Source organism: Streptomyces sp. NBC_01551 (assembly GCF_026339935.1).
Lineage (GTDB): Bacteria > Actinomycetota > Actinomycetes > Streptomycetales > Streptomycetaceae > Streptomyces.
Map to the genome: position 1 here is coordinate 711,276 of NZ_JAPEPX010000001.1, position 26,225 is coordinate 737,500.

Here is a 26,225-nt window from a genome sequence, read left to right on the forward strand (position 1 = left end):
CCCGACAACGGCGCCGCACCGGCACACCTCACCACCGGGGGCGGGAGGGGGTTCACCCCATCCGCCCCCCACCCGCCGGCCCCACGGCAGAGCACACCGCGTCGGCGAGCCCCGCCACCTCCCCCACCCCAACCCCCGACACGGTGATCCGGATCCCCGGCCCGGACTCCACCCGGAACCTCGCCCCCGGCGACACCGCCCACCCTGCGGCCAGCAGCCGCGTCACCGCCCCGGTCTCGTCCCCCACCGGCACCCACACGTTCATCCCGCTCCGCCCGTGCGCCCGCACCCCCCGCTCCGCCAGCGCCGCGACCAGCCCGTCCCGCCGCTCCCCGTACGACCGCGCCACCGCCGCCCGGTCCACCGCCCCCGAGGCCCACAGCTCGACCACCACGTCCTGGAGCAGCCGGCTCACCCACCCCGGTCCCAGCCGCTGCCGCCCCCGGACCCGGTCCATCGTCACCGCGTCGCCCGTCAGCACCGCGACCCGCAGGTCCGGCCCGTACGCCTTGGCCGTGGAGCGGACGAACGCCCAGTGCCGGGTCACGCCGCCCAGCGAGTTCAGCGGCAGGTCGACGATGCCGTGCCCGTGGTCGTCGTCGACCACCAGCGTCTGCGGGTAGCGCTCCAGCAGCGCCCGCAGCTGCGCCGCCCGGCCCGCGCCGACCGCCGCGCCGGTCGGGTTCTGCGCCCGCGCGGTCACCACCAGGGCCCGCGCCCCCTCGGCCAGCGCCCGCTCGACCGCGTCGGCCACCGGCCCGTCGTCGTCCACGGCGACCGGCAGCACCCGTAGGCCCAGCGCCGCCGCCAGGTCCAGCACGCTGCCCCAGCCCGGGTCCTCGACCGCCACCGCGTCCCCCGGCCGCAGATGCGCGATCAGCACCCGCTCGATCCCGTCCAGCGCCCCCGAGGTCACCCCCACCGGCCCCGCCGCCACCCCGTCCGCGTCGAAGTCGGCCCGGGCCCGCCGCGCCAGCTCCGGCGCCACCGGGTCGGCCCCGTACAGCGTCGGCTGCCGCGCGTGCCGCCGCGCGGCCGCGGCCAGCGCCGCCTCCAGCGACGGCAGCAGCGCCGGGTCCGGATTGCCCTCCGCGAGGTCCCGCACCCCCGCCGGCACCGGCATCCGCAGCGCGTCCCGCGGGGCCGTGGCCGGCCGCGCCCGCACCCGGCTGCCGCGCCGCCCGTCCGTCTCGATGACCCCGCGCTCCCGCAGCGTCCGGTACGCGGCGGCCACGGTGTTCGGGTTCACCCCGAGCTCCCCGGCCAGCTCCCGCATCGGCGGCAGCGGCGCCCCCGGTGCGAGCGCGCCCGATCCGACACCCGCTTCGACACTGGCCGCGATATCCGATGCGCGACGCCCAACGATCCGATAGTCTCCTAGCACAAAGCCGATTATGCACTAGTACAACGGAGTCCGCACCATGACCGCCACGACCGAGCCGACCAGAACGACCGGGACCACCGGGACCACCGCCTACGAGCCCACCGACCGCACGGTCCCCACCCGCTCCCGCGAGCGGGCGCGCTACGACCGCGAGACGGTGCACTCGATACTCGACCAGGCGTACGTCTGCCACCTCGGCTTCGTCCGCGACGGCGCGCCCGTGGTCCTCCCGACGCTCTTCGGCCGGGTCGGCGAGAGGCTGTACATCCACGGCTCCACCGGCTCCCGCCCCCTCCTCGCCGCCGGCAAGGCCGACCCCGGCCTGCCCGTCTGCGTGACGGTGACGCACGTCGACGGCCTGGTGCTGGCCCGGTCGGCCTTCCACCACTCGCTCAACTACCGCTCGGTCGTCGTCCACGGCACCGCCTACCAGGTCACGGACGAGGCCGAGTGCCGGATGGCCCTGGACGCCCTGGTCGACCACGTCGTACCGGGCCGCTCGGCCGACTCCCGGCCCGCCAACGCCAAGGAGCTCGCGGCCACCGCCGTGATCCGGCTGGACCTCGACGAGGTGTCCGCGAAGCTCCGTACCGGCGGGCCGAACGACGACGCCGAGGACCTGGACCTGCCCTACTGGACGGGCGTGGTCCCGGTCGCGCCCGCGTACGGAACCCCCGTCCCGGCCGCCGACCTGGCCCCCGGCATCGCCGTCCCGGACTACCTCGCGGCGCTCTGAGCCATCGGGACGGGCCGCACCCGCGGCCCGTCCGCCGGCCGCCGCGCCTCGGCGACGATCAGCGCACCCACCGCGGTCAGCAGCAGTACGGTGCCCAGCACCACGGCACCGGTCAGCCGCTCCCCCAGCAGCAGGACGGCGATCACAGCCGCGCTCACCGGCTCGATCAGCATGATCACCGACACCGTCGCGGCCCGCACCGAGGCCGCCCCGGTGAAGTAGAGCGCGTACGCCAGAGCCGTCGGCACGGTGGCGACGTACACCATCAGCCAGACCACCCGCCCGAGTTCCACGGTGTGCGGAAGCAGCCCCTCCACCACCGCGAACGGCAGCAGGCACACCGCGCCCACCCCGGTCGACCAGACGGTGGTGACCAGCGGGTCCCCGCCCGCCCCGCGCTGCCCGAGCCAGCGGGCCCGCAGCGTCATCGCCGCGTATCCGGCGGCGGACAGCAGCGCCCACCCCACACCGACGGGCCGCACCTCGCCGCCCCCGCTGCCCAGCACCAGCACGGCCAGCCCGGCGAGCGCCCCGCCGACGGCGACGACCCCGCCCGGACCGAGCCGCTCGCCCATCCAGTGCCGCGCCCCGAGCGCGATCAGCACCGGCCCGGCGCCCAGGGTCACCACGGTCCCGACCGCCAGGCCGGTCTCCTGCACGGCGGCGAAGTACGCGGCCTGGAACAGGGTGAACATCAGCCCCGTCGCGACCAGCGACCCCGCCGACGGCCGCGCCGCCCGCCGGGGACGGCGTACGGCGAGCACCCCGAGCAGCACCACCAGCCCACCGGCGCACCGCCAGAAGGTGAGGGAGAGCGGCCCGAGGTCACTGGCCAGGAAGAGCAGGGAAGCCGCCGCCCCGGCAGTGCCCCAGGCGGCGCCGGCGATGACGAGGTACAGCAGACTGCGCCCGGAAGAGGCGGGCGGTTGATTCAACACGTGTGGTCTCCGCGTGCGAGAAGGATGAGAGAGGTCATCGCATCGCGGGCAGCGCGAACCTCCCGGGGACTTCCCGGGCCGGGTTCTCGTACGAGTGCCTGCCGCCCGCGCTAGGCGGCAGGAGGCGGAAGCACGGTCTGCTGCATGATCGCCACCCTACGGCTTCCCCGCCGCCCGGACCAGCCCCAACAGGAAGCAAGCCCTCCGAAAGAGACCCGCGCCAGGCGGCGCACCCTGCTCACGAACGCCCTGCTCAGGAACGCCCTGCTCACGACCGGGGTCGGATCCACCCCACCCCACCTAGGCCTGCGCCTTCACCCGATCCGGCTCGGCCGGATCCACCGCCCCCACCAACTCGACGGGAATCCCGGCACCGGCGGACCGCGAGGACTGAGCGATGAACGCCCCGCCCAACACCAGCCCACCGCCCACGATCTGCCACGTGGAAAGGTGCTCCCCGAGCAGCACCCACGCCAGCACGGTCGCGATGACCGCCTCCAGGCAGGCCACCACCCCGGCCACCTGCGGCGAGAGCCTGCGCACCGAAACCACCCCGGTCAGGTACGCGAAGACGGTGGCGATCAGCACCACCCACCCCAGCAGCACCAGCGCGGGCAAGGTCGTGTCACCCATCGCGGCCTGCCCGCCCAGCACCTGCCAGTCGATCTGCCAGGGCCGCGCGATCACGGTCATCACCAGCGTGCCGACGATCATGCCGTAGGCGATCACGCCCAGCGGGTCGGGGACGTCGTCCCCGTCGGCGCCCTGGTCGGCGAAGACGAAGTAGCAGGCCTGGCAGCAGGCGGCGGCGAGGCCGAGCAGCACGCCGAGCAGGTCCAGACTCAGCCCGGCCCAGATCTCGACCACGCAGGCCAGACCCACCACGGCCACCGCCGCACCGGCCGCGGCCGCCCGCGTGACGGGCTTGCGCTGGACGAACCGGATGTAGCCGAGCAGCAGCGCCGGCCCCAGGTACTCCAGCAGCAGGGCCACGCCGACCGGGATCCGGGACAGGGAGGCGAAGTAGAAGGCCTGCACGCCCGCGACGGCGACCAGCCCGAAGCCGGCCAGCAGGAACGGTTTGCGGCGGACCAGATCACGGTGCCGCCAGGCCAGCGGGGAGAGCACGAGAGCCGCCCCGGCCACCCTGAGCCAGACCATGTGCAGCGGGTCCAGCCCCGCCTCGATCAGCGGCTTCGCCGCGACGCCCGACCCACCGAACGCGACCGCCGAGACGAGGGCGAGGCCCAGTCCGGCGTTCTTCCCTGACGCTTGCATCAGGCCATCATGTCAGGGCTCGTCAGGACCGTCACCGGCGTGACACCTGTTGAGACGGAGTCGATACCACCGTGACCGCAGCGCTACGGGCCGCACCCGGGCGGGGCTATTTCTGACAGCCCGTCAGTATTGAATGTTCCGCCCGCCGGGGCTACGTTCCGCCGCACGTACCCGACGAGAAGGGGTGGTCGCATGGCCGAAGTCACCGCGGAATCACGCATCGAGGCGCCCGCCGCGAAGCTCTGGGCCCAGCTGACGGACTGGGCGGCGTACGGCCAGTGGAGCATGACCCACACCAATTTCCCCAAGGGCGGCCCCGAGACCCTCGCGGTCGGCGCCACCTTCGAGGAGAACATGAAGATGATGGGCTTCCCGGCCGAGGTCGCCTGGACCGTCTCGGAGCTGGAGAACGAGCGGCTCTTCGCCATCACCGGCAAGGGCCCGATGGGCGTGGCCATCCTCACCCGGTACACCCTGATCCCGGACGGCGGGGCCACCACGGTCCGCATCGACGGGGAGTTCAACGGGGCCGCCGTCTCGCTGATGGCGGGCAAGCTCAAGGACTCGGCCACCGCCGCACTGAACGAGTCGCTGCGCAAACTGGCGGGCCTGGTCGCCTGACGAGGGCGCACACACGCACCCGCATGATGGTGCGCCCCGCGAGAAACCTCGCGGGGCGCACCGTCATGAAAGACGCCGACAGGATCAGTGATCGTCGGCCAGGATCAGGTAGAGCTTCTTGCGGGCGTCGTTGACGACGGCGATCGCCTTCTCCCGCTGCTCGGCGGAGCCGGTCTTCCAGACCTGCCCGAACGCCTCCATCAGGCCGATGCCGGCCGTCCGGATCTCGCTCATCGCCTCGCGGTCGAAGCCGCGGCCCGCCTCGTCCCAAGGCGCGGCGGAGCCCGCCTCGGCCTCGGTGCGGCCGGCGTCGGTGAGCGTGAACAGCTTCTTGCCGCCCTCGCTCTCGCTGGTGATGAGCCCCTCGTCCTCCAGCAGCTGGAGGGTCGGGTAGACCGAGCCCGGGCTGGGCTTCCAGGCCCCGCCGCTGCGCTCGCCGATCTCCTGGATCATCTCGTAGCCGTGCATCGGCCGGTCGGCGAGCAGCGCCAGGATCGAGGCGCGTACGTCACCCCGCCGGGCCCGGCCACGCGGTCCGCCGCGGCCTCCTCGCCCACCCCAGGGCCCGCCGCCGAAGCCCGGCCCGAACGGCCCGAACGCGGCGCGCCGCCCCTGGAACTCCTCCCGACGGTCCGGCCCGCAGTGGCCGTGACCTCGTCCGTGTTCGTGTCCGTGTGAACGCATGACTGCGCTCCTCTCGTCATTTCAGTGCCAACCAGGTCGTTCTCGTCGGTTTCACCTTCCGACATCTCCACTATCACTGACCGATCGCGATGCGTCAACGATATATCGGAAACTCTTCGACGATAGGGCCATGCACCCGGGATTGGCCTTTGTCGACGATCAAGAACCCGCCCTACGGTCGGGGGATGCGCCTCCGAATCGTCGACGCCTTCACCGACCGCCCGTTCGCCGGGAACCCCGCCGCAGTCCTGCTCCTGGAGGACGGGTTCCCCTCGGAGGTCTGGCTCCAGCAGGTCGCCGCCGAGGTCAACCTCTCCGAGACGGCCTTCGCGCACCCCCTGCCGCCCGGCGGGGACGCCGACTGGGCGCTGCGCTGGTTCACCCCCGCCGCCGAGGTCGACATGTGCGGCCACGCCACCCTCGCCACCGCCCACGTCCTGGCGACGAGCGGTCTCGCGACCGGGCTGATCCGCTTCACGGCGCGCTGCGGGATACTCACTGCGCAGGCGGCCACGGACGGCACGATCACCCTGGACTTCCCGACGTCCGCGCTCACCCGGATCGAGCCGGCGGCGCAGGTGCGCGGCGCGCTCGGCGCCGAGATCGCGTCGGTCCACGACACGTCGGAGCACGTCGGCGACCTGCTGGTCGAGCTGGCGGACGAGCGGACCGTACGGGAGCTCACCCCGGACCTGGCCGCCCTGCGCGGCTACGCCCGCCGCGGGATCATCGTCACCGCGCCCGCCGAGGACCCCTCGCGCGGGTACGACTTCGTCTCGCGCGGCTTCTTCCCGGCGCTCGGCATCGACGAGGACCCGGTCACCGGCAGCGCCCACACCGCCCTGGCCCCGTTCTGGGCCGCGCGGCTCGGCCGTACCGAACTCGTCGGACTGCAGGGCGGGGCCCGCCAGGGCCACGTCACCGTCCGCCTCCGCGGCGACCGCACCCTCCTGACGGGCGACGCGGTCACCGTCCTGGACGGCGAACTCCTCGCCCGCCCCTGAGCCGGGTCAGGCTGCCGACCCCCCGAAACAGGGGATCAGGGGGTCGGCAGCCAGCCCACCTTCCCCGCCAGCAGCGCGTACCCGCCGAAGGCGACGATGTCGAGCAGCGCGTGCGCGACGACCAGCGGCGCCACCCGGCCCCACCGGCGGTAGGCGAGCACGAAGACGGCCCCCATCACCATGTTGCCGATGAACCCGCCGATGCCCTGGTAGAGGTGGTACGAGCCGCGCAGCGCCGAGCTGGCCAGCAGCGCGCCCATCGGCGACCAGCCCAGCTGACCCAGCCGCCGCAGCAGGTACGCCAGCACGATGACCTCCTCGACCACGGCGTTCTGCACCGCGGAGAGGATCAGCACCGGGAACTTCCACCACACGTCGGGCAGCGCCTCCGGCACCACCGTCAGGTTGAAGCCGGAGGCGCGCGCCGCCAGGTAGAAGGCCAGGCCCGCGCTCCCGATCCCGGCCGCGACCAGCGCGCCCCGGCCCAGGTCCCACAGCGGCCGGGTCCGGTCGAAGCCCAGCACCCGCAGCCCGGGGGCGCCCTCCCGGGTCAGCAGGTGCGCGACCAGCAGCACCGGCACCAGCGCGCTCGCGATGCCGAACAGCTGCCAGGCCAGGTCCAGCCAGGGCCGGCCGGGCGCGTACGAGCCGTTGAGCGTGGCGGCCTGGTCCTTGAGGCCGCCCGGCTTGGTGAGCGAGCCGATGAAGCTGATCAGCGCCGAGACCCCGCTCGCGCCGAGCGACAGCGCCAGCACGAGCAGCGTCTCGGTCCGCAGGAGAGCGCGGTCCTGTCCGCCCAGCTCCCCGACCACCGGCTCCGACTCAGTCCGCACGCCCGACTCCCGTCCCGCCATCCCGCTGCGACTTCCCGCCCTGACCACCCCATACTGCCTCTTCGACGGGGGAACGGGATCACCGGACGGCCCGGGAGCCTTGCCACGACCTCACTCGCACGCACGCGGCCTCAGCGCCCGACCGGCACCGAGGCGCTCACCTCCTTCTCCGCCAGGCCCACGGGCCAGGTGTGCACGGGATCGCCCTTGTGCATCAGCTCGGTGTAGCGCCGCGTGGTCGCGGCCAGCGCCGCGTCCCGCTCCAGCCCCGCCGCCAAGGCCGCGTGGTACGTGTCCACCTGCCAGGTCGCCCCGTTCACCCGGCGCCGGCACCGCTCCTCGATGATGCCGAGGTAGTGGTCCCGGTCGGCGGGCTCGATGCCCCAGGCGTCCAGCCCCGCCGCCGCCATCGGCAGCAGCTCCTCCAGTACGAGCCGTACCGCCGGCACGCTCGCCAGTCCTCCGCCGCCCCGGCCCCGGCGCGGCCAGCGCAGCCGCGCGTCGATCCCGTACCGGCAGGCCGCGTCGAAGTTGGCCTCCGCCTCCGCGAAGGGCAGTCGGCTCCACACCGGGCGCTGCTCGTCGGCGAGGGTCCGTACCAGCCCGTAGTAGAAGGCGGCGTTGGCCACCACGTCGACGACGGTGGGACCGGCCGGCAGCACCCGGTTCTCGACCCGCAGGTGCGGGACCCCGTCGGCGACGCCGTAGACGGGCCGGTTCCACCGGTAGATCGTGCCGTTGTGCAGCACCAGCTCCTGGAGGCTCGGCACGCCGCCCTCGCCGAGCACCCGCAACGGCTCCTCCTCGTCGCAAATGGGCAGCAGGGAGGGGAAGTAGCGGACGTTCTCCGCGAAGAGCTCGTACGCCGAGTCCACCCAGCGCTCCCCGAACCAGGTCCGCGGCCGCACCCCCTGCGCCTGGAGCTCCGGCGGCCGGGTGTCGGTGGCCTGGGTGAACAGCGGCGGCCGCGACTCCCGCCACAGCTCGCGCCCGAACAGGAACGGCGAGTTGGCGCCGACGGCTATCTGTACGGCGGTCACCGCCTGCGCCGCGTTCCACACGTCGGAGAACCGCGCCGGCGTCACCTGCAGGTGCAGCTGTACGGAGGTGCAGGCGGCCTCGGGCACGATCGACCCCGAGCTCCAGGTGAGCCGCTCGACCCCGTCGATGTCGACGGTGAAGTCCTCCCCCCGCATCATCAGGATCTGCTCGTTCAGCAGCGAGTAGCGGTCCACGGCCGAAAGGTTGGCGGTGACCAGGTCGGCCCGCGAGATCGTCGGCAGAATACCGATCATCACCACCCCGGCATCGATCTCCGAGGCCTGCCGGTGCGCATATGCCAAACCGGCGCTCAGCTCTTCGGAGAGCTGGTCGAATACCCGGCCGCCGAGCCGGTGCGGCAGGACGTTCACCTCCAGGTTGAACATTCCGAGTTCGGTCTGGAAATCGGGGCTCGCAATCCGCTCCAGAACCTGGGCATTCACCATTCGCGGCAACCCGTCGGCACCCGCTAGATTCAGCTCGATCTCCAGCCCCATCATGTTCTTCGGGCGATCGAACCTCTTCTCCGCCAGAAGCCGCTCCAGTCCCTCAAGGCACTCGTGAAGCTTCCTCCGATACCGTTGCCGATCGGACAGGTCGAATCCGCCTGCCACGACCTTCTCCCCCATCGAAGCGTCCCTCCTCGACTGGGCCTGGCCCTGGGCACCCAGGCGCGCGTTACGGTCGATGATGCCCCGGCGGGGTGATCGATAACTCCGCGGGGGCGTGCGTGGCGGGGAGCGCGCGCCGGTTTGGCCGACGGTCGCTTCGGCACATTCACCTGGCAACTCTCCTCGCGCAAATTCCGCGTCGACATTGCCGGTTACGGATAACCGGCGCTTTCCAGCCGAGCCCCCGTCCGGTAACCTCCGAGGTCAGCGCGGGATGTTCACGCGCAACCGGCATGAAAGCCATGACAGTGGGACCGGTAAACGTCTTGTCGGCAATAGGCGGGACAGGTAGCTGAAACACTGTGTGAACACATGTCGTATAAACTCCGCAAACGAGGCAGAGAGTTGGCGCGCGGCCATTGCCCCTCAGCCCCCCTCTGGCCCCAGAATGCGACAGCGCCGTCAGCACATTCCCCTGCACCACAGGTCTCCCAAGTGAGAGGCGACCCACCATGCCGCTGCACGTCCCTCCGGCTCCCGCGCCCGCCCTGCGCAGCGTCCTCTCGGCACTCGGTTCCCCCGCAGCCGTCAACGAGGCACACACACCCGCCCTGCGCGCACTCCAGGGGGCGCCCATGACCGTCGAACTCCCCCTGCCGGTGCACGTCCTCGACCGGCTGCACACCTCCCACCTGGCCGCGGGCGGCCGGCCGCCGCGCACCCGGCTCACCGGCTGGCGGTTCCTGATCCGCGGCGGTGACCGCTTCATCGCCGCCGCCGACACCCGGCTGACCCCGGAGGGCTGGGTCTTCTCGCACTTCTTCGAGGGCCCCTACGTGGCCGCGACCGAACGCGCCCTGCGCCAGGCCGAGTCGCTCGGCAGCAACTACCAGCCGAGACTGCTCTCCGTGCCAGAGCTGTACATGCTGACCCTGTGGCTGCACGGTGCGGTGGGCGCCGACGCGTCCGCCGGACTGCCGGCCGCCGCGGACCTGCTCGTTCCGCTGGCCCCCGCCCCGCCCGGGATCGCCGCGTACCGACCGCACCCGGTGTCCGAACTCCTGCCGGTGCTGACCCACCGGCTGAGGCCTCCCGTACCGCCCTCGTACGCGGCTCCGGCGGCCTGAACACGCCCGTGACCCGGACGGCCCATTCGGCCTAGCCCACTCGGGCCCCCACTTAACCATCCGAAATGACAGGGGAGTTGACCTGAACCGCCCGCACGGGTGATGCGTCATCACTGTATGAGGACAGCTGCCGGGAAATCCCTCCGGACGCAGTGCCGTAGGGCAACACTGGGACCCTGACCAAACCAAGACAGTGATACGGGGGGCGGCCATGAACAAGGCTTCGAGCCGCAGCACACAGACCACACCGCAGCGAAAGAACGCATCCATGTGCCAGCACCAGCCAGCGTGCCCGTCAGCCGACTCCGCCGACCGGGAGGCCGCGCATCCCGTGGCGAACCACCCGGAACAGGGCTGGAGCCTGCTGTGCAATGGTGTCCTGCTCTTCGAGGACACCGGTGAGCTGCTGCCGGACGGCCAGATCATCGCCCCGCACCGCCCGCTCGCGGCGGCGCACGTGGCGAAGGCGGCCTAGCCGACGACAGCACGCCGTGTTCATGACGTACGGCGAAGGGGCCGGCCCCGGAGTGGAACTCCCGGACCGGCCCCTTCGTCATGCCTGAGGGCTCACCCGCTCGGCGAGCCGGCGGCTCAGTTGTCGTACTCGTCCAGCGGCGGGCAGGAGCAGACCAGGTTCCGGTCGCCGAACGCGCCGTCGATGCGGCGCACCGGCGGCCAGTACTTCTCGGCGGCCGTGACGCCACCCGGGAAGACGGCCTCGTCGCGGCTGTACGGGTGGTTCCACTCGCCGCCCAGCGCCGCCGCCGTGTGCGGGGCGTTGGCCAGCGGGTTGTCCTCCAGCGGCCACTCGCCGCCCGCGACCCGCTCGATCTCGCCGCGGATGGCGATCATCGCGTCGCAGAAACGGTCGATCTCGGCGAGGTCCTCGGACTCCGTCGGCTCGATCATCAGCGTGCCGGCGACCGGGAAGGACATGGTCGGCGCGTGGAAGCCGTAGTCGATCAGGCGCTTGGCGATGTCGTCCACGCTCACGCCCGTCGCCTTCGACAGCGGGCGCAGGTCGATGATGCACTCGTGCGCGACCAGGTTGCCCGGGCCCGTGTACAGCACCGGGTAGTGCGGCTCCAGACGCTTGGCGATGTAGTTCGCTCCGAGCACCGCCACCTGGGTGGCGCGCTTGAGGCCCTCGCCACCCATGAGGCGGACGTACGACCAGGAGATCGGCAGGATGCCGGCGGAGCCCCACGGGGCCGCCGAGATCGGGCCGACGCCCGTCTCCGGGCCCGCGGTGGGCTGGAGCGGGTGGTTCGGCAGGTACGGGGCCAGGTGCGCCCGGACACCGACCGGGCCGACGCCCGGGCCGCCGCCGCCGTGCGGGATGCAGAACGTCTTGTGCAGGTTCAGGTGCGAGACGTCGCCGCCGAAGTGACCGGGCTTCGCCAGGCCCACCAGGGCGTTGAGGTTGGCTCCGTCCACGTACACCTGGCCACCGGCCTCGTGCACCTGGGCGCAGATGTCGGCGACGTGCTCCTCGAACACACCGTGCGTCGAGGGGTACGTGATCATCAGAACGGCGAGCTCGTCGCGGTGCTGCTCGATCTTGGCGCGCAGGTCGGCCGCGTCCACCTCGCCGTCGTCGGCGGTCTTGACGACGACGACCTTCATGCCGGCCATCACGGCGCTGGCGGCGTTGGTGCCGTGCGCGGAGGACGGGATCAGGCAGACGGTGCGCTGCTCGTCGCCGTTGGCCCGGTGGTAGGCGCGGACGGCCAGCAGGCCGGCGAGCTCACCCTGGGAGCCGGCGTTCGGCTGGATGGAGACCTTGTCGTATCCGGTGACCTCGCAGAGACGTTCCTCCAGCTCATTGATGAGCGTGAGGTAGCCGCCCGCCTGCTCGACCGGGGCGAACGGGTGCAGCTGGCCGAACTCGGGCCAGGTGACCGGCTCCATCTCGGTGGTCGCGTTGAGCTTCATGGTGCAGGAGCCCAGCGGGATCATGCCGCGGTCCAGCGCGTAGTCCTTGTCCGAGAGCTTGCGCAGGTAGCGCAGCATCGCGGTCTCGGAGCGGTGCTGGTGGAACACCGGGTGCGTCAGGTACGCGTCCGAGCGCAGCAGGCCCTCGGGCAGCGTCTCGGCCGTGGTCTCGTCCAGCGCCTCGATGTCGGCGGTGACACCGAAGGCGGCCCAGACGGCCTCGACGTCGGCGCGCAGCGTGGTCTCGTCACAGGCGAGGGAGACCAGGTCGGCGTCGACCTGGTACAGGTTGACCCCGCCCTCGCGGGCGGCGGCGACGACCTCGGCCGCGCGGCCCGGAACCCGGGCGGTGATCGTGTCGAAGTAGGAGCCGTGAACGATCTCGACCCCGCCGGCCGTCAGACCTGCGGCGAGCAGCGCCGCGTAGCGGTGGGTGCGGCGGGCGATCGTCCGCAGGCCGTCGGGGCCGTGGTAGACGGCGTACATGCCGGCCATGACGGCGAGCAGCACCTGCGCGGTACAGATGTTGCTGGTGGCCTTCTCGCGGCGGATGTGCTGCTCGCGGGTCTGGAGGGCCAGGCGGTACGCCTTGTTGCCGTCCGCGTCCACGGAGACGCCGACCAGGCGGCCGGGCAGCGAGCGGGCGTGCTTGTCCTGGACGGCCATGTAACCGGCGTGCGGTCCGCCGAAGCCCATCGGGACGCCGAAGCGCTGCGTGGTGCCGACGGCGATGTCCGCGCCCAGTGCGCCCGGGGAGGTCAGCAGGGTCAGGGCGAGCAGGTCCGCGGAGACGGCGACGATCGCGCCGAGCCCGTGCGCCTGGTCGATGACCGGCTTGATGTCCCGTACGGCACCGGAGGCGCCGGGGTACTGGACCAGGACGCCGTAGACGCCGCGCTCGGCGATCTCGGCCGGGATGCCCTCGGAGAGGTCGGCGACGACGACCTCGATGCCGATCGGCTCGGCGCGGGTCTCGATGACGGCGATGGTCTGCGGCAGCGCGTCGGCGTCGACGAGGAAGACGTTGCCCTTGGCCTTGCCCACCCGGCGGGCCAGGGTCATGGCCTCGGCGGCCGCGGTGCCCTCGTCGAGCAGCGAGGCACCGGAAGTCGGCAGCCCGGTCAGCTCGGCGACGACGGTCTGGAAGTTCAGCAGAGCCTCCAGACGGCCCTGCGAGATCTCGGGCTGGTACGGCGTGTACGCCGTGTACCAGGCCGGGTTCTCCATGACGTTGCGCAGGATCACCGGCGGCGTGAAGGTGCCGTAGTAGCCGAGACCGATCATCGACGACAGCACCTGGTTGCGGCCCGCGAGCTCGCGCAGCTCCGCGAGCACCTCGGCCTCGGTCCGCGCCTCGGGCAGGTTCAGCGCGTCGGCGGTCTTGATCACATCCGGTACCGCGGCAGCGGTCAGCTCGTCCAGGGAGCCGTAGCCCACCTGGGCGAGCATCTTCGCCTGCGCCTCGGCATCCGGGCCGATGTGGCGCTGCTCGAAGGGGATGCCTCGCTCCAGCTGGGAGAGCGGAATGCGGTTGGCGGTCATGTACGGAGGCCTCCTGGTCGTACGACCTGCGAGGGGCACCACGGCGCGGGCACCCGGACGGCCTCCCCCTCTGTCATCTGCACCTGAGAGCTTCACCGGTCCGCTCGGGGGTTGCCCGCGAGGACCGATTTTCACCGTCGGTGAGGAGCGGAACCGGCACTGCTCGCCCGGTACCCGCCCCTGCTTTCCAGAGTGGCCTCACCACGTGCGGTACGTATGCCTGAGAGATTCCGGGGAGGATTTGCTCCTTCGGCGCCTCCGTCACGCTCACTCGGAGGACTCTCCCGCACAGGGTCTACAGCCGTCACCCAGCCTACCAGCGAGGTTGCGGGACCTCCCTCGAGTGGCCCCCTTACCCGATATGCACTTTTGTAGTCGGTACGGAGGAGTTGCGACCAAAGGAGGGACCGGACCGTGCAGACCGACATCGATCCGCGCAGCCTGATCGGCCGCAGGGCGTTCGACCGAAACGGCACCAAGATCGGCACCGTCGACGAGGTCTACCTCGACGACGCCACGGGCGTCCCCGAGTGGGCCGCCGTCCGGACGGGCCTGTTCAGCCGGGACGCGTTCGTGCCCCTGGAGCCGAGCGAGGTGGTCGGGGACACCCTGCGGGTGCCGTTCGACCGTTCCCTGATCAGGGACGCCCCCGATTTCGGGGTCGGCCGCCACCTGTCCCCCGAGCAGGAGCTGCAGCTCTACCACCACTACGGATTGGACGTGGCCCTCCCGAGCGACTTCCACCTGCCACCGCCGGACCCCGGCAACGACCGCGACTTCGGCCGCCTGGCGGGCGAAGACGGCTGACCCCTCACTCCCCCGCGGGCTCGTCCCCCACCAGCGGCAGCGGATCAGACGGCTCCAGCTCCGGATCGTCCACCCGGAACGTGCGCACCCGGCCCGGCTCCGAGCCGGGCCGCTCGAACCGCACGGTCACCCGCCCGACCCCGCTCCCTTGCACCCACCCCGCCCCGTACACGGCATGCCACACATCACTCCCCGCCCCCCACCGCCGCTCAACAGCATGTTCAGCCCCGCCCCCCGACCCCACATCCACGCCCCCGACGGCCCCTCCGACCCGCCCGACCCCTCCGGCATCGCCGACACCAGCGGCCTGCAGGTCCCCTCCGGGTCCTCCGGACTGCCCCGCATCCCCGCCCTCACCGGTCCGTGTGCCCTCCACGACCCCTGAGGCTTCTCCGGTCCGCCCGACACCTCCGGTATCCGCGACCTCTCCGGACGACCCGGCATCCCCGCCCTCACCGTCCCGCCCGGATCCTTCTGCCTTGGCATCGCCGGTCCGCCCGGTCGCTCCGGCCTCTCCGGCATCGCCGACAGCACCACCGGCCCCCTGGGCCCCACCGGACTGCCCGGCGCCCCCGGAGACCGCAGCCGGCACGGCCGCTCCGGCACCGCCCCCGTCGGCCCGCGCGGCGGCGTCGGCGGGCTCGTTCACTCCCGCCGACGCGGGATGGTCCCGGCCCTCCCGCTCCTCCTCAGCGGCCAGCGCAAACGCGAAGAGGTCCTCCTGCGTGTAGTCCGCCAGCCCCGACACCCCCACGCCCAGCAGCCGCACGCCGCCCGTGGTGTCCACCGCCTCCAGCAGCCGCGCCGCCGCCTCCCGGACCACCGCCGGGTCGTCGGTCGGCCCCCGCAGCGTCTCCGACCGGGTCAGCGTCGAGAAGTCGTACCGCCTGACCTTCAGCACGATCGTGCGCCCCGAGTGCCCGGAATCCCGCAGCCGCCCCACGCACCGGTCCGCCAGCCGCTGCACCTCGTACCGGATCCGGACCCGGTCGTGCAGGTCCACGTCGAAGGTGTCCTCCACCGACACCGACTTCGTGTCGCGCTCCGCGACGACCGGCCGGTCGTCCAGCCCCAGCGCCATCCGGTACAGGCCGACCCCGTGGGACCGCCCGAGCATCCGGACCAGCTCGTCCTCGCCCGCCTCGGCCAGCTCCCCCACCGTGGTGATCCCGGCGCGCCGCAGGTGCTCCCCCGTGACCGGCCCCACCCCCGGCAGGACCCGCACGGACATCGGGGCCAGCAGCTCCCGCTCGGTCCCCGGCTCGATCAGCAGCAGGCCGGCCGGCTTGGCCTCCTCGGAGGCCACCTTGGCGAGCATCTTGGACCCCGCCAGCCCCACGGACCCGCTCAGCCCCGTGGCGGCCCTGATGTCGGCCCGCAGCCGCTCCCCGGTGGCCCGGGCGGTCTCCGAGTCGAAGGCGACCCCGCCGGCCTCCAGGTCGACGAAGGCCTCGTCCAGGCTGAGGGGCTCCACCAGCGGGGACAGCTCCCGCAGCAGCCCCATGACCACCTCGCTGACCGCCTGGTACAGCCGGAACCGCGGAATGAGGTACGCCCCGTTCGGGCAGAGCCGCCTGGCCTGGGCCATCGGCATCGCCGAATGCACCCCGAACCGCCTGGCCTCGTACGAGGCGGTGGCGACGACCCCGCGCGGACCGAGCCCGCCGACGATCACGGCCTTCCCGCGCAGGCTCGGCTTCGACGCCTGCTCCACGGAGGCGTAGAAGGCGTCCATGTCCAGGTGCAGGATGGTCGGCGCGGCTCTCACGCCCCCGATGCTGCCCTACGCCACTGACAACGGCGTGAGCAGCACCGCAGGGGCGGGGCAACGCCCCCGCGCGCGGGAGCTAGACCGCCCGGTTGCGCCGCGCCGCGAGCTCGTCGGTCGGATTGTGCCCGACCACCGTCTCCCCGGTGTCGACGCGCTCCCCGTGCAGCTGCGAGAGCGCCTTCTCGACGTCCCGCCAGACCACGCCGACCGCGATCCCGAAGATGCCCTGCCCGCCCTGGAGCAGGCTGACCACCTGGTCGGAGGAGGTGCACTCGTAGACGGTGGCGCCGTCGCTCATCAGCGTCATGCGCTCAAGGTCGGCGAAGTCGCGGTCGTGCAGGTGCTGCACGGCGGTGCGGATGTTCTGGAGCGCCACCCCGGTGTCCAGGAAGCGCTTGACGATCTTCAGGACGACGACGTCCCGGAAGCTGTACAGCCGCTGCGTGCCCGAGCCGTACGCGGGACGGACACTCGGCTCCACCAGCCCGGTCCGCGCCCAGTAGTCGAGCTGCCGGTACGTGATACCGGCCGCGGCACACGCCGTCGGTCCCCGGTAGCCGACCTGCTCGGGTGCCGGCTCGCCGCCCACCGGAGCCACCGGCGTCGACTCCGGCTGACGGCGCGCGGAGCCCGCACCGCCGTGCAGCGGGTACGGCCCACCCTCACTCCGTACGGGGATGCCCCCGGTCGTACCGTCGCCCGTGATCCTCACGCCGACCCTCCGTCCTTGACCTGCCACCTTGAAGGTAGGCAGTCACCAGGGGTGCGTCAACGATCGCCACACTCGGCACGCCGAGTGATAATCACCCTGAGAGTGGTTTCCCGTGCCCTCTATCGGGGAAAGGCTTTTTGAATGGGCTTCTTGGCCCCGGAGTAGGAGCGGGCGACCCGGTCACCGCGACCCGTCACTGCGGCCCGGTGCCGAAGTCCTCGGGCGAGATCTGGTCGAGGAACTCGCGGAACTTCTCCACCTCGTCCTCCTGCTCGTCCGGAATGGCGATTCCGGCGTCATCCAGCACGCCGTCACTGCCGTAGATCGGCGTCCCCGTGCGCAGGGCCAGCGCTATGGCGTCGGAAGGCCGCGCGCTCACCTCGACCCCGCTGGCGAAGACAAGCTCCGCGTAGAAGACGCCCTCCCGCAGATCCGTGATGCGGACCTCGGTGAGCTCCTCGCCGACCGCCTCCAGCACGTCCTTGAACAGGTCGTGCGTCAGCGGGCGGGCAGGGGCCATGCCCTGCTGCGCGAAGGCAATGGCGGTCGCCTCCCCTGGTCCGATCCAGATGGGGAGGTACCGGTCGCCTCCCACTTCACGCAGGAGCACGATCGGTTGGTTGGAGGGCATTTCCACCCGGACACCCACAACGTCGAGCTCGTTCACACAGCAACCCTAGGACCTGCCCGGCCGGTTTGGGTAGTCGGGCCCCGATCAAGGTCTCGCCGGACCCCCTTCAGGCCCTTCTCCCGTCAGGGCAACCGGACCCCGAGAGCCGTCTGCACCAAGGCCTCGTGAAGCCGTACGGAGAGCCCCGCGAGCTCTTTCAAAGTGGCCTCGGCATGCGCCCTGGTCTGCGGGTTGCGGTGGCGGCGCAACGGTGCCACGACCTGCTCCACCAGGCCCGCCTCACGGTCCGCGGCCGCCTTCATCGCCCGCAGGTGCCGGGGTTCCAGCCCGAACCGGCCCAGATCCGCGATCAGCCGCGCCACGGTGACCGCCTCGGCGTCGAATCCGCCGTCGGGGGCCTCGCCCAGCAGCCCGTACGACTCCCACTCGGCCAGCTGGACCTCGTCCACCTCCGCGGCGGCGAGCAGCTCGCCACGCCCCACCCGGGCCGTGGTCGCCCGCTCCCGGCCCACCTCCCCGTACACGGCGGAAGGGCTGTTGGGGTCCACGACGGCGCCGGGATCCCGGTGCGCGGCGGGCGCCGGAATCCGGATCTGCTCGCCCCGGGCCACCGCGTCGAGCTGCTCCCGGATGACCTTGAGCGGCAGGTAGTGGTCGCGCTGCAACCGCAGGATGCGGGCCAGCCGCTCCACGTCGTCCGTGCTGAACTTGCGGTATCCGGAAGGTGTGCGCCTGGGCTCGACGAGCCCCTCCGCCTCCAGGAAACGAATCTTCGAGATCGTGACTTCGGGGAACTCGTCGCGCAGCATGGTCAGCACCGTGCCGATGCTCACCAGCCGCGCCGAGCCGGAGGTGCCGGCGGTGCCGCTCTTCGGGGCACCGCCGGCCGGGGTACGCAGCATGGGACCTTCCCTTGAAGGGTCAGATGCCCCGCAGGCTCGCGTAGAAGACCAGCCGGTACTTGCCGATCTGCACCTCGTCGCCGTTGTGCAGGGCGACCGAGTCGATCGGCTCACGGTTCACGTACGTGCCGTTGAGGCTGCCCACGTCGGAGACGGTGAAGCCACCGTCCTGGCTCCTGCGGAACTCGACATGCCGCCGGGAGACGGTGACGTCGTCCAGGAAGATGTCGCTCTGCGGGTGCCGGCCCGCCGTGGTCAGCTCGCCGTCCAGAAGGAAGCGGCTGCCGGAGTTGGGGCCGCGCCGCACGATCAGCAGAGCGGAACCCGGAGGCAGGGCTTCCACCGCGGCCTGGGCCTCGGGGGACAGCGAGGACGAACCGTGCGCTTGACCCGACACCTCGGCCTCGTAGGCCTCGAGGCCCGAGATCGAGATGGTGGACGTGGTCTCCGAGGCACGCTCCGGCGTCAGGCCCGCCCGCAGCGGCGCCCCGCAGTTGGAGCAGAACCGGCTGGCCGCATCGCTGCGGTGGCCACACCTGCTACAAACCTGCTCGGCCGACATGGACGGCTCCTCGCGCCGCGGCTGCCCCGCGGAGGCATTGGTGGCATACGGGTCGGGGGCAAACCCTCCACCCGAACTTGAGGTTGATGGTTCACCGAAACCTATGCGTCCGGTACCGGCAGGGTCAACAGCCGACGCGCCCTGCGCACCCGAAACCTCACCGGCACCGGGGACCTCGTCCCGGAAGAGCGGCCGGTCGCCCTGCCCTTCCACCTCCCCATGCCCAGCGCGATGCCTGGACCCACCGCTTTCCTCGCGGTTCTTCTTGCCGAACAACTTCTCAAACAACTTCACGGGCGATTCCCCTTGACCGAAACAGACCCGCCCGTGGGGCAGGACGAACTCCGAATGCACACACCTGCCGACCCGGACATACTCACAACGTCCGTAACCACCAGACAGTTTCCACCACGCACCGCGACTTCGGTGCGCCGACCCCCCGCAGGCCTCAGCCCGCGTGAGCTCCACCTTCCGCCCCGCCTCACGGCGATGACGACCGAGCGTAGTCAGGCTGCTCCGCAGCCCGCAAGGCATCCACAACGATCTTCGCCGACCGTGTGACGGCCACGCCCGCCTGCTCCTTCTCCAGCGTCTGCACGACACCACCGGGGATGTTGAGCGCCGGTTCCAGATCCTGCGGCTTCCCGATCACCTTGAATTCGTAGGGTTGTGAGATCTTCTTACCGTCGATCCCGATCCCTCCGCCCTCATCCGAGAAGTACGAGCCCGCCACCATGCGGACGCCATTGATCTGGATGGCCTCCGCCCCGGCGGCCCTCAGCTCCTGGAGGGTGTCCAGCAACTGGTCCGACCGCACCTGACCCGTCGGATCGGTGATCTTCAGGGTGATACCGGGCCCCTGCGCTGCCACGGTACCGGCCAGAATGCCCAGTTGGCGCTCCTTCTCCACGGTCTGCCGACGTGCCTCCTCGGCCTGGTTGGAGCTGCTCTCCAGCTCCCTGCGCTGTTCCTCCAGCCGCTGCTTCTCGTCCTCCAGACGCTTGGTCCGCCCGTCGAGCTCGTCGAGGATCCGCACCAGGTCCTCCTGACGGGCTCCGCGCAGCGCGCTGGAGTCGTTGTTGGACCGCACCTGGATCGCCAGGCCCAGTCCCAGCAAGAACAGCAGCGCCGCGACGATCAGTTGGGCCCGGCTGATCCGCGGCGGCCACAGACCGGCCGCCAGCCGCTGGCGACCCGTCTGCTCCGGCTCCGTGATCTTCCCCGGCCCCTCCTTAAGAGGCTGCTCAGGCACGTTCGGTTCCTCGGGCGGGGTGTCGTTCGTACTCATCGGCCTCACGCCCGGAAAACGTGCCGGCGGATGGCCGCGGCGTTGGAGAAGATGCGGATGCCCAGGACCACGACCACGCCCGTGGACAGCTGCGAGCCGACCCCGAGCTGGTCACCGAGGAAGACGATCAACGCGGCGACCACCACGTTCGACAGGAACGACACCACGAAGACCTTGTCCACGAAGATGCCGTCCAGCATCGCGCGCAGACCGCCGAACACCGCGTCCAGCGCGGCCACCACGGCGATCGGCAGATAAGGCTCCACCACGGCCGGCACTTCGGGCCGGACCAGAAGTCCGGCCACCACTCCGGCCACGAGGCCCAGTACCGCGATCACGATGCACCCTTCTTCGGCTCTTCTGCTGTAGCTGTACGTACGGTCAGGCTCGACGCGGCCGGCAGCCGCACCTCGTTCTCGGCGGACAGGCTGTACCGGATCCCGTAGCTCTCCTGCAGCACGTGCAGGTACTGGCCGTCCGCGGAGTCCTGGAAGGTCGTGCCGAGCCGCTTCTTGTCACCGATCGCCAGCACTTCGTACGGCGGCACCAACGGCTTGTTGTCGACCAGTATCGCGTCACCCGCGGCCCTGATCGCCGACAGCGCAGTCAGCCGCTGCCCGTTGATGGAGACCGCCTTCGCCCCGGACTGCCACAGCCCGTTGACGATGCGCTGCATGTCCCGGTCGCGCACCCGGCCGGTGTCCGAGAACCCCTTGCTCTCGCGCGGCCCGCCGCCCCCGCCCGACGAGGAGTCCTTGGCGTCGTCCACGACCAGCTTCACGCCCGGCCCATGGACCTCCGTGGCACCCGACAGCAGCGCCAGGAGCTGCCCCTGGTCACCACCCTGCTGCTTGAGCGCCGTGCGCTGGCGGTCGGCGACGTCACCGCGCAGCCGCTCGATGTCCCGCTCCACCGAGTCCGCGTGCTGATCGGCCCGCTGCACGCGGTCGATCAGCTCCTGGCGCTCCTTGGCCAGCACCGGCGCCGACACCCGGGCCTGCGCGGCGCCCAGCGTGACCACCATCGCCGCGATCACCAGCCCGGCGGCGAGCCCCAGCTTGGCCTTCAGAGTGCGCGGCAGTCCCGCCGTACCGTCGGCCTGACGCCGGGCCGACGCTTGCGCATAGCCCTCGTCGAGACCGTGGTCCATCACGTGGGTCAGCAGCGACATGGAAGCGTCCGGGCGCGCGGGCGGTGGGGCCGAACTCCGGTTGTTGGGCGGCTGCGACATGCCGCACATCGTCGCATGTCGGCCCCGTACACACCCAATGCGCCCGTCGGGTGGGACGCAGCGCCAGGGCAGCCCGGTGGGGCGGAGCGGGCAGCCGCCTCACTCCGCCCCACCGGGCTCAGGTCATCCCGCGCTCAGTGCCCGGCGCCGTCCACCACGGTCGCCCACTCGTCCAGCAGCGCCTGCGCCGACGCCGCGTCGGGCCCCTCGGCCCACAGGTGCGTCACCGCCTCCGCCGGGTCCGGCAGCACCAGCGCCCACCGCCCGTCGGCCTCGACCACCCGCACCCCGTCGGTGGTGTCCACCTGCCGGTCGCCGGCCGCCTCCACGACCCGCCGCATGACGAGCCCCTTCACCGCCCACGGGGTCGGCACGTCCCGCTTGAGCACGTGCGCCCGCGGAATCCGCGCGTCGATCTGGCTCAGCGTGAGCTGCGTCCGCGCCACCAGCCCGATCAGCTGCACGAACGCCGCCGACCCGTCGAAGACGCTGCTGAACTCCGGAACGATGAACCCGCCCCGGCCGTCCCCGCCGAAGATGGTGTCCTCCGCGCGGCCCACCCGGGTCAGGTCGTCGGGCGAGGTGGTCGTCCACTCCACCTGGGTCCCGTGGTACGCGGCCACCTGCTCGGCGATACGGGTCGTGGTCACCGGCAGCGCCACCTTGCCGCTGCGCTTCTCGGCGGCGACCAGATCCAGCAGCACCAGCAGCGCCCGGTCGTCCTCGATGATCCGCCCGCGCTCGTCCACCAGGGAGATCCGCTCGCCCACCGGGTCGAAGCGCACGCCGAACGCCGCCCGCGCCGACGCCACGATCTCCCCGAGCCGCACCAGCCCGGCCCGCCGGGACTCCGCGGTCTCGGTCGGCCTGGACTCGTCGAGCCCGGGATTGATCGTCAGCGCGTCGACCCCGAGCCGGCCCAGGAGGCTCGGCAGGACGAGCCCGGCGCTGCCGTTGGAGGCGTCCACGACGACCTTGAGCCCGGAATCGGCGATCCCGGTGATGTCCACCCGCCTAAGCAGCGAACCCGTGTAGGCGTCGAAGACACTGCCCGGGAACTGGAGGTCGCCGATCTCGCCGGGGAACGCCCGCCGGTACTCCTGGCGCGCGTACACCCGGTCCAGCTTGCGCTGCTGCTGGAGCGAGAGGTCCGCTCCCCGCTCGTCCAGGAACATGATGTCCACGGAGTCGGGAACTCCGGGCGAGGTCCGCAGCACGATCCCGCCGGCACTGCCGCGCGCGGTCTGCTGCCGCGCCACGGGCAGCGGTACGTTCTCCAGGTCCCGTACGTTGATGGCGCTGGCCTGGAGCGCCGAGATCACGGCCCGCTTGAGCGCACGGGCGCCTCGGGAGTGGTCGCGGGCCGTGGTGACGGTGGCGCCCTTCTTCAGGGTCGTCGCGTACGCACCGGCCAGCCGGACCACCAGTTCGGGGGTGATCTCCACGTTCAGGATCCCGGAGACTCCGCGCGCACCGAACAGATGTGCCTGCCCGCGCGACTCCCAGATCACCGACGTGTTGACGAAGGCACCGGCCTCGATCGTCTTGAAGGGGTAGACCCGCACGTTCCCCTGGACGATCGACTCCTCGCCGACCAGGCACTCGTCACCGATGACGGCCCCGTCCTCGATCCGCGCGGCCCGCATGATGTCGGTGTTCTTCCCGATCACGCAGCCGCGCAGATTGCTGTGGGCCCCGATGAACACGTTGTCGTGGATGACGGCCCGGTGCAGGAAGGCCCCGCTCTTGACGACGACGTTCGACCCGATGACCGTGTGCTCGCGGATCTCGACGCCGGCCTCGATCTTGGCGTAGTCCCCGATGTACAGCGGCCCGCGCAGCACCGCCTCCGGGCTCACCTCGGCCCCTTCGGCGATCCACACCCCTGGCGAGATCTCGAAGCCGTCCATGTCGACCTGGACCTTGCCCTCGAGTACGTCGGCCTGCGCCTTGACGTAGCTCTCGTGCGTGCCCACGTCCTCCCAGTAGCCCTCGGCGACGTAGCCGAAAATGGGCCGGCCTTCCTTCATCAGCTGCGGGAAGACATCGCCCGACCAGTCCACCGGAACGTCCGGGTCCACGTAATTGAAGACCTCGGGCTCCATGACGTAGATGCCGGTGTTGACGGTGTCCGAGAACACCTGCCCCCACGTCGGCTTCTCCAGGAACCGCTCGACCTTTCCTTCCTCGTCCACGATCGTGATGCCGAATTCCAGCGGGTTCGGCACCCGGGTCAGGCACACCGTGACGAGTGCGCCCTTCTCCTTGTGGAATCTGATGAGATCGGTGAGGTCGAAGTCGGTGAGCGCGTCGCCGGAAATGACGAGGAACGCGTCGTCCTTCAAGGCCTCCTCGGCGTTCTTCACACTGCCTGCGGTGCCGAGTGGCTTCTCTTCATTGGCATACGTGAGCTCCATGCCGAGCTCTTCGCCGTCACCGAAGTAGTTCTTGACGAGCGATGCCAGGAACTGCACGGTGACCACGGTCTCGCTGAGACCGTGCCGCTTGAGCAGCCTCAGCACGTGCTCCATGATCGGCCGGTTGGCCACGGGCAGGAGCGGCTTGGGCATACTCGAAGTCATGGGGCGAAGGCGTGTGCCCTCGCCACCGGCCATCACGACGGCCTTCATGTCGGAAGAGTCCTCCTTGAGAGACGACGTTCTCGCCGACCTCACCCGTCCCGGACGGTGACTCCGCAACTCTTCCGCGTCAGCCGGGCGCCGAGAGAGCTCAATCGGCCGCGGCGTCCGCCTTCACGAGCCGGCGGACTTGCACCACGTAAAGGATTCCTGCCCACCAATAGAGGGTTGTACCCCATCCGGCGAACGCCCATCCGAAAACTGCGCCCGTCCAGGCCAACCAACCCGTACCGTCACTGAGCAGTAGCAACGGGAACGCGTACATCAGGTTGAAGGTCGCGGCCTTGCCGAGGAAGTTGACCTGGGGCGGCGGATAGCCGTGTCGGCGCAGGATCCAGACCATGACCAGGAGCATCAGCTCACGGGCCACCAGGGCGGCGGTGAGCCACAACGGCAGAATCTCGCGCCACGTCAGACCGAACAACGTGGACAGGATGTACAAGCGGTCAGCGGCGGGATCGAGCAGCCGTCCGAGGCTGCTGATCTGATTCCACTTCCGCGCGAGCTTCCCGTCGAGGTAGTCGCTGACCCCGCTGAGCATGAGGACGGCCAGCGCCCACCCGTCGTGCTCCGCCAGAATCAGCCACAGGAACAGGGGTACGCCGGCGAGGCGAGCCATGCTCAGGATGTTCGGAATGGTGAAAATTCGGTCAGTCTGAACCCGAGTCTCCTGGACCTCCACCCGGGGGCCTCCACTGTGACTGTAGAAATGTTGAACCTGCCCCCTGACCCTACAGGAGTGCAGATGTCGCCCCACCGGGCCCCAAACGCAGAAAAGCCCCGCACCAGTTACCTGGTGCGGGGCTTCCCACAATGATTGTTCGGCGGCGTCCTACTCTCCCACAGGGTCCCCCCTGCAGTACCATCGGCGCTGAAAGGCTTAGCTTCCGGGTTCGGAATGTAACCGGGCGTTTCCCTAACGCTATGACCACCGAAACACTATGAAGATATCAACCGGATGACAACACGGTCGTTACTTCAGAACTAACACAGTGGACGCGAGCAACTGAGGACAAGCCCTCGGCCTATTAGTACCAGTCAGCTCCACCCGTTACCGGGCTTCCACATCTGGCCTATCAACCCAGTCGTCTACTGGGAGCCTTACCCTCTCAAGGAGGTGGGAATACTCATCTTGAAGCAGGCTTCCCGCTTAGATGCTTTCAGCGGTTATCCCTCCCGAACGTAGCCAACCAGCCATGCCCTTGGCAGGACAACTGGCACACCAGAGGTTCGTCCGTCCCGGTCCTCTCGTACTAGGGACAGCCCTTCTCAATATTCCTACGCGCACAGCGGATAGGGACCGAACTGTCTCACGACGTTCTAAACCCAGCTCGCGTACCGCTTTAATGGGCGAACAGCCCAACCCTTGGGACCGACTCCAGCCCCAGGATGCGACGAGCCGACATCGAGGTGCCAAACCATCCCGTCGATATGGACTCTTGGGGAAGATCAGCCTGTTATCCCCGGGGTACCTTTTATCCGTTGAGCGACGGCGCTTCCACAAGCCACCGCCGGATCACTAGTCCCGACTTTCGTCCCTGCTCGACCCGTCGGTCTCACAGTCAAGCTCCCTTGTGCACTTACACTCAACACCTGATTGCCAACCAGGCTGAGGGAACCTTTGGGCGCCTCCGTTACCCTTTGGGAGGCAACCGCCCCAGTTAAACTACCCATCAGACACTGTCCCTGATCCGGATCACGGACCGAGGTTAGACATCCAGCACGACCAGAGTGGTATTTCAACGACGACTCCACAACCACTGGCGTGGCTGCTTCAAAGTCTCCCACCTATCCTACACAAGCCGAACCGAACACCAATATCAAACTGTAGTAAAGGTCCCGGGGTCTTTCCGTCCTGCTGCGCGAAACGAGCATCTTTACTCGTAGTGCAATTTCACCGGGCCTATGGTTGAGACAGTCGAGAAGTCGTTACGCCATTCGTGCAGGT

23 protein-coding genes, 2 rRNA genes and 1 riboswitch (1 of these 26 only partly in view) are annotated in these 26,225 nt (G+C 70.6%); of the genes, 6 read left to right on the forward strand and 19 right to left on the reverse strand.

Annotation, left to right across the window (positions count from 1 at the left end; all coding sequences use genetic code 11):
* Positions 1-52: 52 nt before the first annotated feature.
* Positions 53-1,384 (reverse strand): aminotransferase class I/II-fold pyridoxal phosphate-dependent enzyme, encoded by a 1,332-nt coding sequence (locus tag OG982_RS03005; RefSeq protein ID WP_266789998.1) that lies wholly within the window; start codon positions 1,382-1,384, stop codon positions 53-55.
* Positions 1,385-1,421: 37 nt separating this feature from the next.
* Between OG982_RS03005 and OG982_RS03010 the strand changes: the two genes are divergently transcribed.
* Positions 1,422-2,120: a pyridoxamine 5'-phosphate oxidase family protein gene (locus OG982_RS03010; RefSeq protein WP_266789996.1), complete on the forward strand. Its 699-nt coding sequence runs from the start codon at positions 1,422-1,424 to the stop codon at positions 2,118-2,120.
* On the opposite strand, the gene OG982_RS03015 is transcribed toward OG982_RS03010, so the two are convergent.
* Together OG982_RS03015 and OG982_RS03020 are read right to left on the reverse strand one after the other, a co-directional pair.
* Positions 2,102-3,055, reverse strand: a complete 954-nt coding sequence (locus tag OG982_RS03015; RefSeq protein ID WP_266949856.1) for a DMT family transporter — start codon at positions 3,053-3,055, stop codon at positions 2,102-2,104. The genes OG982_RS03010 and OG982_RS03015 overlap by 19 nt on opposite strands.
* Before the next feature lie 303 nt (positions 3,056-3,358).
* Positions 3,359-4,336, reverse strand: coding sequence for a DMT family transporter (locus tag OG982_RS03020; RefSeq protein WP_266947884.1), 978 nt, complete (start codon positions 4,334-4,336; stop codon positions 3,359-3,361).
* A 192-nt stretch (positions 4,337-4,528) separates the two neighbouring features.
* On the opposite strand from OG982_RS03020, the gene OG982_RS03025 reads away from it, so the two are divergent.
* Positions 4,529-4,957: an SRPBCC family protein gene (locus OG982_RS03025; RefSeq protein WP_266789993.1), complete on the forward strand. Its 429-nt coding sequence runs from the start codon at positions 4,529-4,531 to the stop codon at positions 4,955-4,957.
* 84 nt (positions 4,958-5,041) lie between these two features.
* Here the strand turns inward: OG982_RS03025 and OG982_RS03030 are convergent, their stop codons facing one another.
* Positions 5,042-5,641, reverse strand: a complete 600-nt coding sequence (locus OG982_RS03030; protein WP_266789991.1) for a PadR family transcriptional regulator — start codon at positions 5,639-5,641, stop codon at positions 5,042-5,044.
* Positions 5,642-5,826: 185 nt separating this feature from the next.
* Here OG982_RS03030 and OG982_RS03035 point away from each other — a divergent pair, with 185 nt between their 5' ends.
* Positions 5,827-6,645, forward strand: coding sequence for a PhzF family phenazine biosynthesis protein (locus OG982_RS03035; RefSeq protein ID WP_266789989.1), 819 nt, complete (start codon positions 5,827-5,829; stop codon positions 6,643-6,645).
* A gap of 35 nt (positions 6,646-6,680) precedes the next feature.
* Here the strand turns inward: OG982_RS03035 and OG982_RS03040 are convergent, their stop codons facing one another.
* Together OG982_RS03040 and OG982_RS03045 are read right to left on the reverse strand one after the other, a co-directional pair.
* Positions 6,681-7,478 carry a CPBP family intramembrane glutamic endopeptidase gene (locus OG982_RS03040; RefSeq protein WP_266789987.1) on the reverse strand — a complete coding sequence of 266 codons (798 nt, stop codon included), beginning with the start codon at positions 7,476-7,478 and terminating at the stop codon, positions 6,681-6,683.
* Between the two features lie 131 nt (positions 7,479-7,609).
* Positions 7,610-9,148, reverse strand: a complete 1,539-nt coding sequence (locus OG982_RS03045; RefSeq protein ID WP_266789985.1) for a glutamate-cysteine ligase family protein — start codon at positions 9,146-9,148, stop codon at positions 7,610-7,612.
* Positions 9,149-9,642: 494 nt separating this feature from the next.
* Between OG982_RS03045 and OG982_RS03050 the strand changes: the two genes are divergently transcribed.
* Positions 9,643-10,257 (forward strand): hypothetical protein, encoded by a 615-nt coding sequence (locus OG982_RS03050; RefSeq protein WP_266789983.1) that lies wholly within the window; start codon positions 9,643-9,645, stop codon positions 10,255-10,257.
* Between the two features lie 268 nt (positions 10,258-10,525).
* The gene (locus OG982_RS03055) at positions 10,526-10,732 is read left to right on the forward strand and encodes a DUF5999 family protein (protein ID WP_323139220.1); all 207 of its coding nucleotides are present in this window, start codon (positions 10,526-10,528) and stop codon (positions 10,730-10,732) included.
* A 116-nt stretch (positions 10,733-10,848) separates the two neighbouring features.
* On the opposite strand, the gene gcvP is transcribed toward OG982_RS03055, so the two are convergent.
* Positions 10,849-13,734 (reverse strand): aminomethyl-transferring glycine dehydrogenase, encoded by a 2,886-nt coding sequence (gene gcvP / locus OG982_RS03060; RefSeq protein ID WP_266789979.1) that lies wholly within the window; start codon positions 13,732-13,734, stop codon positions 10,849-10,851.
* Positions 13,735-13,932: 198 nt separating this feature from the next.
* Positions 13,933-14,031: riboswitch (glycine riboswitch) on the reverse strand.
* Between the two features lie 117 nt (positions 14,032-14,148).
* Here gcvP and OG982_RS03065 point away from each other — a divergent pair.
* Positions 14,149-14,541 (forward strand): PRC-barrel domain-containing protein, encoded by a 393-nt coding sequence (locus tag OG982_RS03065; RefSeq protein WP_266789978.1) that lies wholly within the window; start codon positions 14,149-14,151, stop codon positions 14,539-14,541.
* A gap of 4 nt (positions 14,542-14,545) precedes the next feature.
* On the opposite strand, the gene OG982_RS03070 is transcribed toward OG982_RS03065, so the two are convergent.
* From OG982_RS03070 to OG982_RS03125, 12 genes are all read right to left on the reverse strand, one after another.
* Positions 14,546-16,309, reverse strand: a complete 1,764-nt coding sequence (locus OG982_RS03070; RefSeq protein WP_266947886.1) for a DNA polymerase IV — start codon at positions 16,307-16,309, stop codon at positions 14,546-14,548.
* 79 nt (positions 16,310-16,388) lie between these two features.
* Complete coding sequence (locus OG982_RS03075; protein WP_266947888.1) at positions 16,389-17,024, reverse strand: MerR family transcriptional regulator; 636 nt, start codon at positions 17,022-17,024, stop codon at positions 16,389-16,391.
* A 193-nt stretch (positions 17,025-17,217) separates the two neighbouring features.
* Positions 17,218-17,691, reverse strand: coding sequence for a bifunctional nuclease family protein (locus tag OG982_RS03080; RefSeq protein WP_007262890.1), 474 nt, complete (start codon positions 17,689-17,691; stop codon positions 17,218-17,220).
* An 86-nt stretch (positions 17,692-17,777) separates the two neighbouring features.
* Entirely contained in the window at positions 17,778-18,557 is a 780-nt protein-coding gene (locus tag OG982_RS03085; protein WP_266789972.1) for a MerR family transcriptional regulator, read from the reverse strand.
* Between the two features lie 19 nt (positions 18,558-18,576).
* On the reverse strand, positions 18,577-19,521 hold the full coding sequence (locus tag OG982_RS03090; protein WP_266792246.1) for an FHA domain-containing protein: 945 nt from the start codon (positions 19,519-19,521) through the stop codon (positions 18,577-18,579).
* A 79-nt stretch (positions 19,522-19,600) separates the two neighbouring features.
* Positions 19,601-20,407: a DUF881 domain-containing protein gene (locus tag OG982_RS03095; protein WP_266789970.1), complete on the reverse strand. Its 807-nt coding sequence runs from the start codon at positions 20,405-20,407 to the stop codon at positions 19,601-19,603.
* A gap of 5 nt (positions 20,408-20,412) precedes the next feature.
* The gene (locus OG982_RS03100; protein WP_214933907.1) at positions 20,413-20,745 is read right to left on the reverse strand and encodes a small basic family protein; all 333 of its coding nucleotides are present in this window, start codon (positions 20,743-20,745) and stop codon (positions 20,413-20,415) included.
* A complete protein-coding gene (locus OG982_RS03105; RefSeq protein ID WP_266947890.1) occupies positions 20,742-21,647 on the reverse strand; it encodes a DUF881 domain-containing protein in 906 nt (301 codons plus the stop codon). The genes OG982_RS03100 and OG982_RS03105 overlap by 4 nt, the downstream gene beginning before the upstream one ends.
* A gap of 125 nt (positions 21,648-21,772) precedes the next feature.
* Positions 21,773-24,268: a mannose-1-phosphate guanyltransferase gene (locus OG982_RS03110; protein ID WP_266789965.1), complete on the reverse strand. Its 2,496-nt coding sequence runs from the start codon at positions 24,266-24,268 to the stop codon at positions 21,773-21,775.
* 100 nt (positions 24,269-24,368) lie between these two features.
* On the reverse strand, positions 24,369-24,959 hold the full coding sequence (locus OG982_RS03115) for a CDP-alcohol phosphatidyltransferase family protein (protein ID WP_266789963.1): 591 nt from the start codon (positions 24,957-24,959) through the stop codon (positions 24,369-24,371).
* A gap of 137 nt (positions 24,960-25,096) precedes the next feature.
* Positions 25,097-25,213 (reverse strand): 5S ribosomal RNA (rrf, locus tag OG982_RS03120).
* A 72-nt stretch (positions 25,214-25,285) separates the two neighbouring features.
* Positions 25,286-26,225: ribosomal RNA gene (locus OG982_RS03125) — 23S ribosomal RNA — on the reverse strand (it continues 2,183 nt past the right edge of the window).

Excerpts from the sequence above, each read along its gene's own strand:
- OG982_RS03055 (WP_323139220.1), top strand. The coding sequence starts at position 10,526 with ATGTGCCAGCACCAGCCAGCGTGCCCGTCAGCCGACTCCGCCGACCGG.
- OG982_RS03045 (WP_266789985.1), bottom strand. The coding sequence starts at position 9,148 with ATGGGGGAGAAGGTCGTGGCAGGCGGATTCGACCTGTCCGATCGGCAA.
- gcvP (WP_266789979.1), bottom strand. The coding sequence starts at position 13,734 with ATGACCGCCAACCGCATTCCGCTCTCCCAGCTGGAGCGAGGCATCCCC.
- OG982_RS03030 (WP_266789991.1), bottom strand. The coding sequence starts at position 5,641 with ATGCGTTCACACGGACACGAACACGGACGAGGTCACGGCCACTGCGGG.
- OG982_RS03095 (WP_266789970.1), bottom strand. The coding sequence starts at position 20,407 with ATGAGTACGAACGACACCCCGCCCGAGGAACCGAACGTGCCTGAGCAG.
- OG982_RS03010 (WP_266789996.1), top strand. The coding sequence starts at position 1,422 with ATGACCGCCACGACCGAGCCGACCAGAACGACCGGGACCACCGGGACC.
- OG982_RS03110 (WP_266789965.1), bottom strand. The coding sequence starts at position 24,268 with ATGAAGGCCGTCGTGATGGCCGGTGGCGAGGGCACACGCCTTCGCCCC.
- OG982_RS03020 (WP_266947884.1), bottom strand. The coding sequence starts at position 4,336 with ATGCAAGCGTCAGGGAAGAACGCCGGACTGGGCCTCGCCCTCGTCTCG.
- OG982_RS03050 (WP_266789983.1), top strand. The coding sequence starts at position 9,643 with ATGCCGCTGCACGTCCCTCCGGCTCCCGCGCCCGCCCTGCGCAGCGTC.
- OG982_RS03025 (WP_266789993.1), top strand. The coding sequence starts at position 4,529 with ATGGCCGAAGTCACCGCGGAATCACGCATCGAGGCGCCCGCCGCGAAG.
- OG982_RS03085 (WP_266789972.1), bottom strand. The coding sequence starts at position 18,557 with ATGCTGCGTACCCCGGCCGGCGGTGCCCCGAAGAGCGGCACCGCCGGC.
- OG982_RS03035 (WP_266789989.1), top strand. The coding sequence starts at position 5,827 with ATGCGCCTCCGAATCGTCGACGCCTTCACCGACCGCCCGTTCGCCGGG.
- OG982_RS03105 (WP_266947890.1), bottom strand. The coding sequence starts at position 21,647 with ATGTGCGGCATGTCGCAGCCGCCCAACAACCGGAGTTCGGCCCCACCG.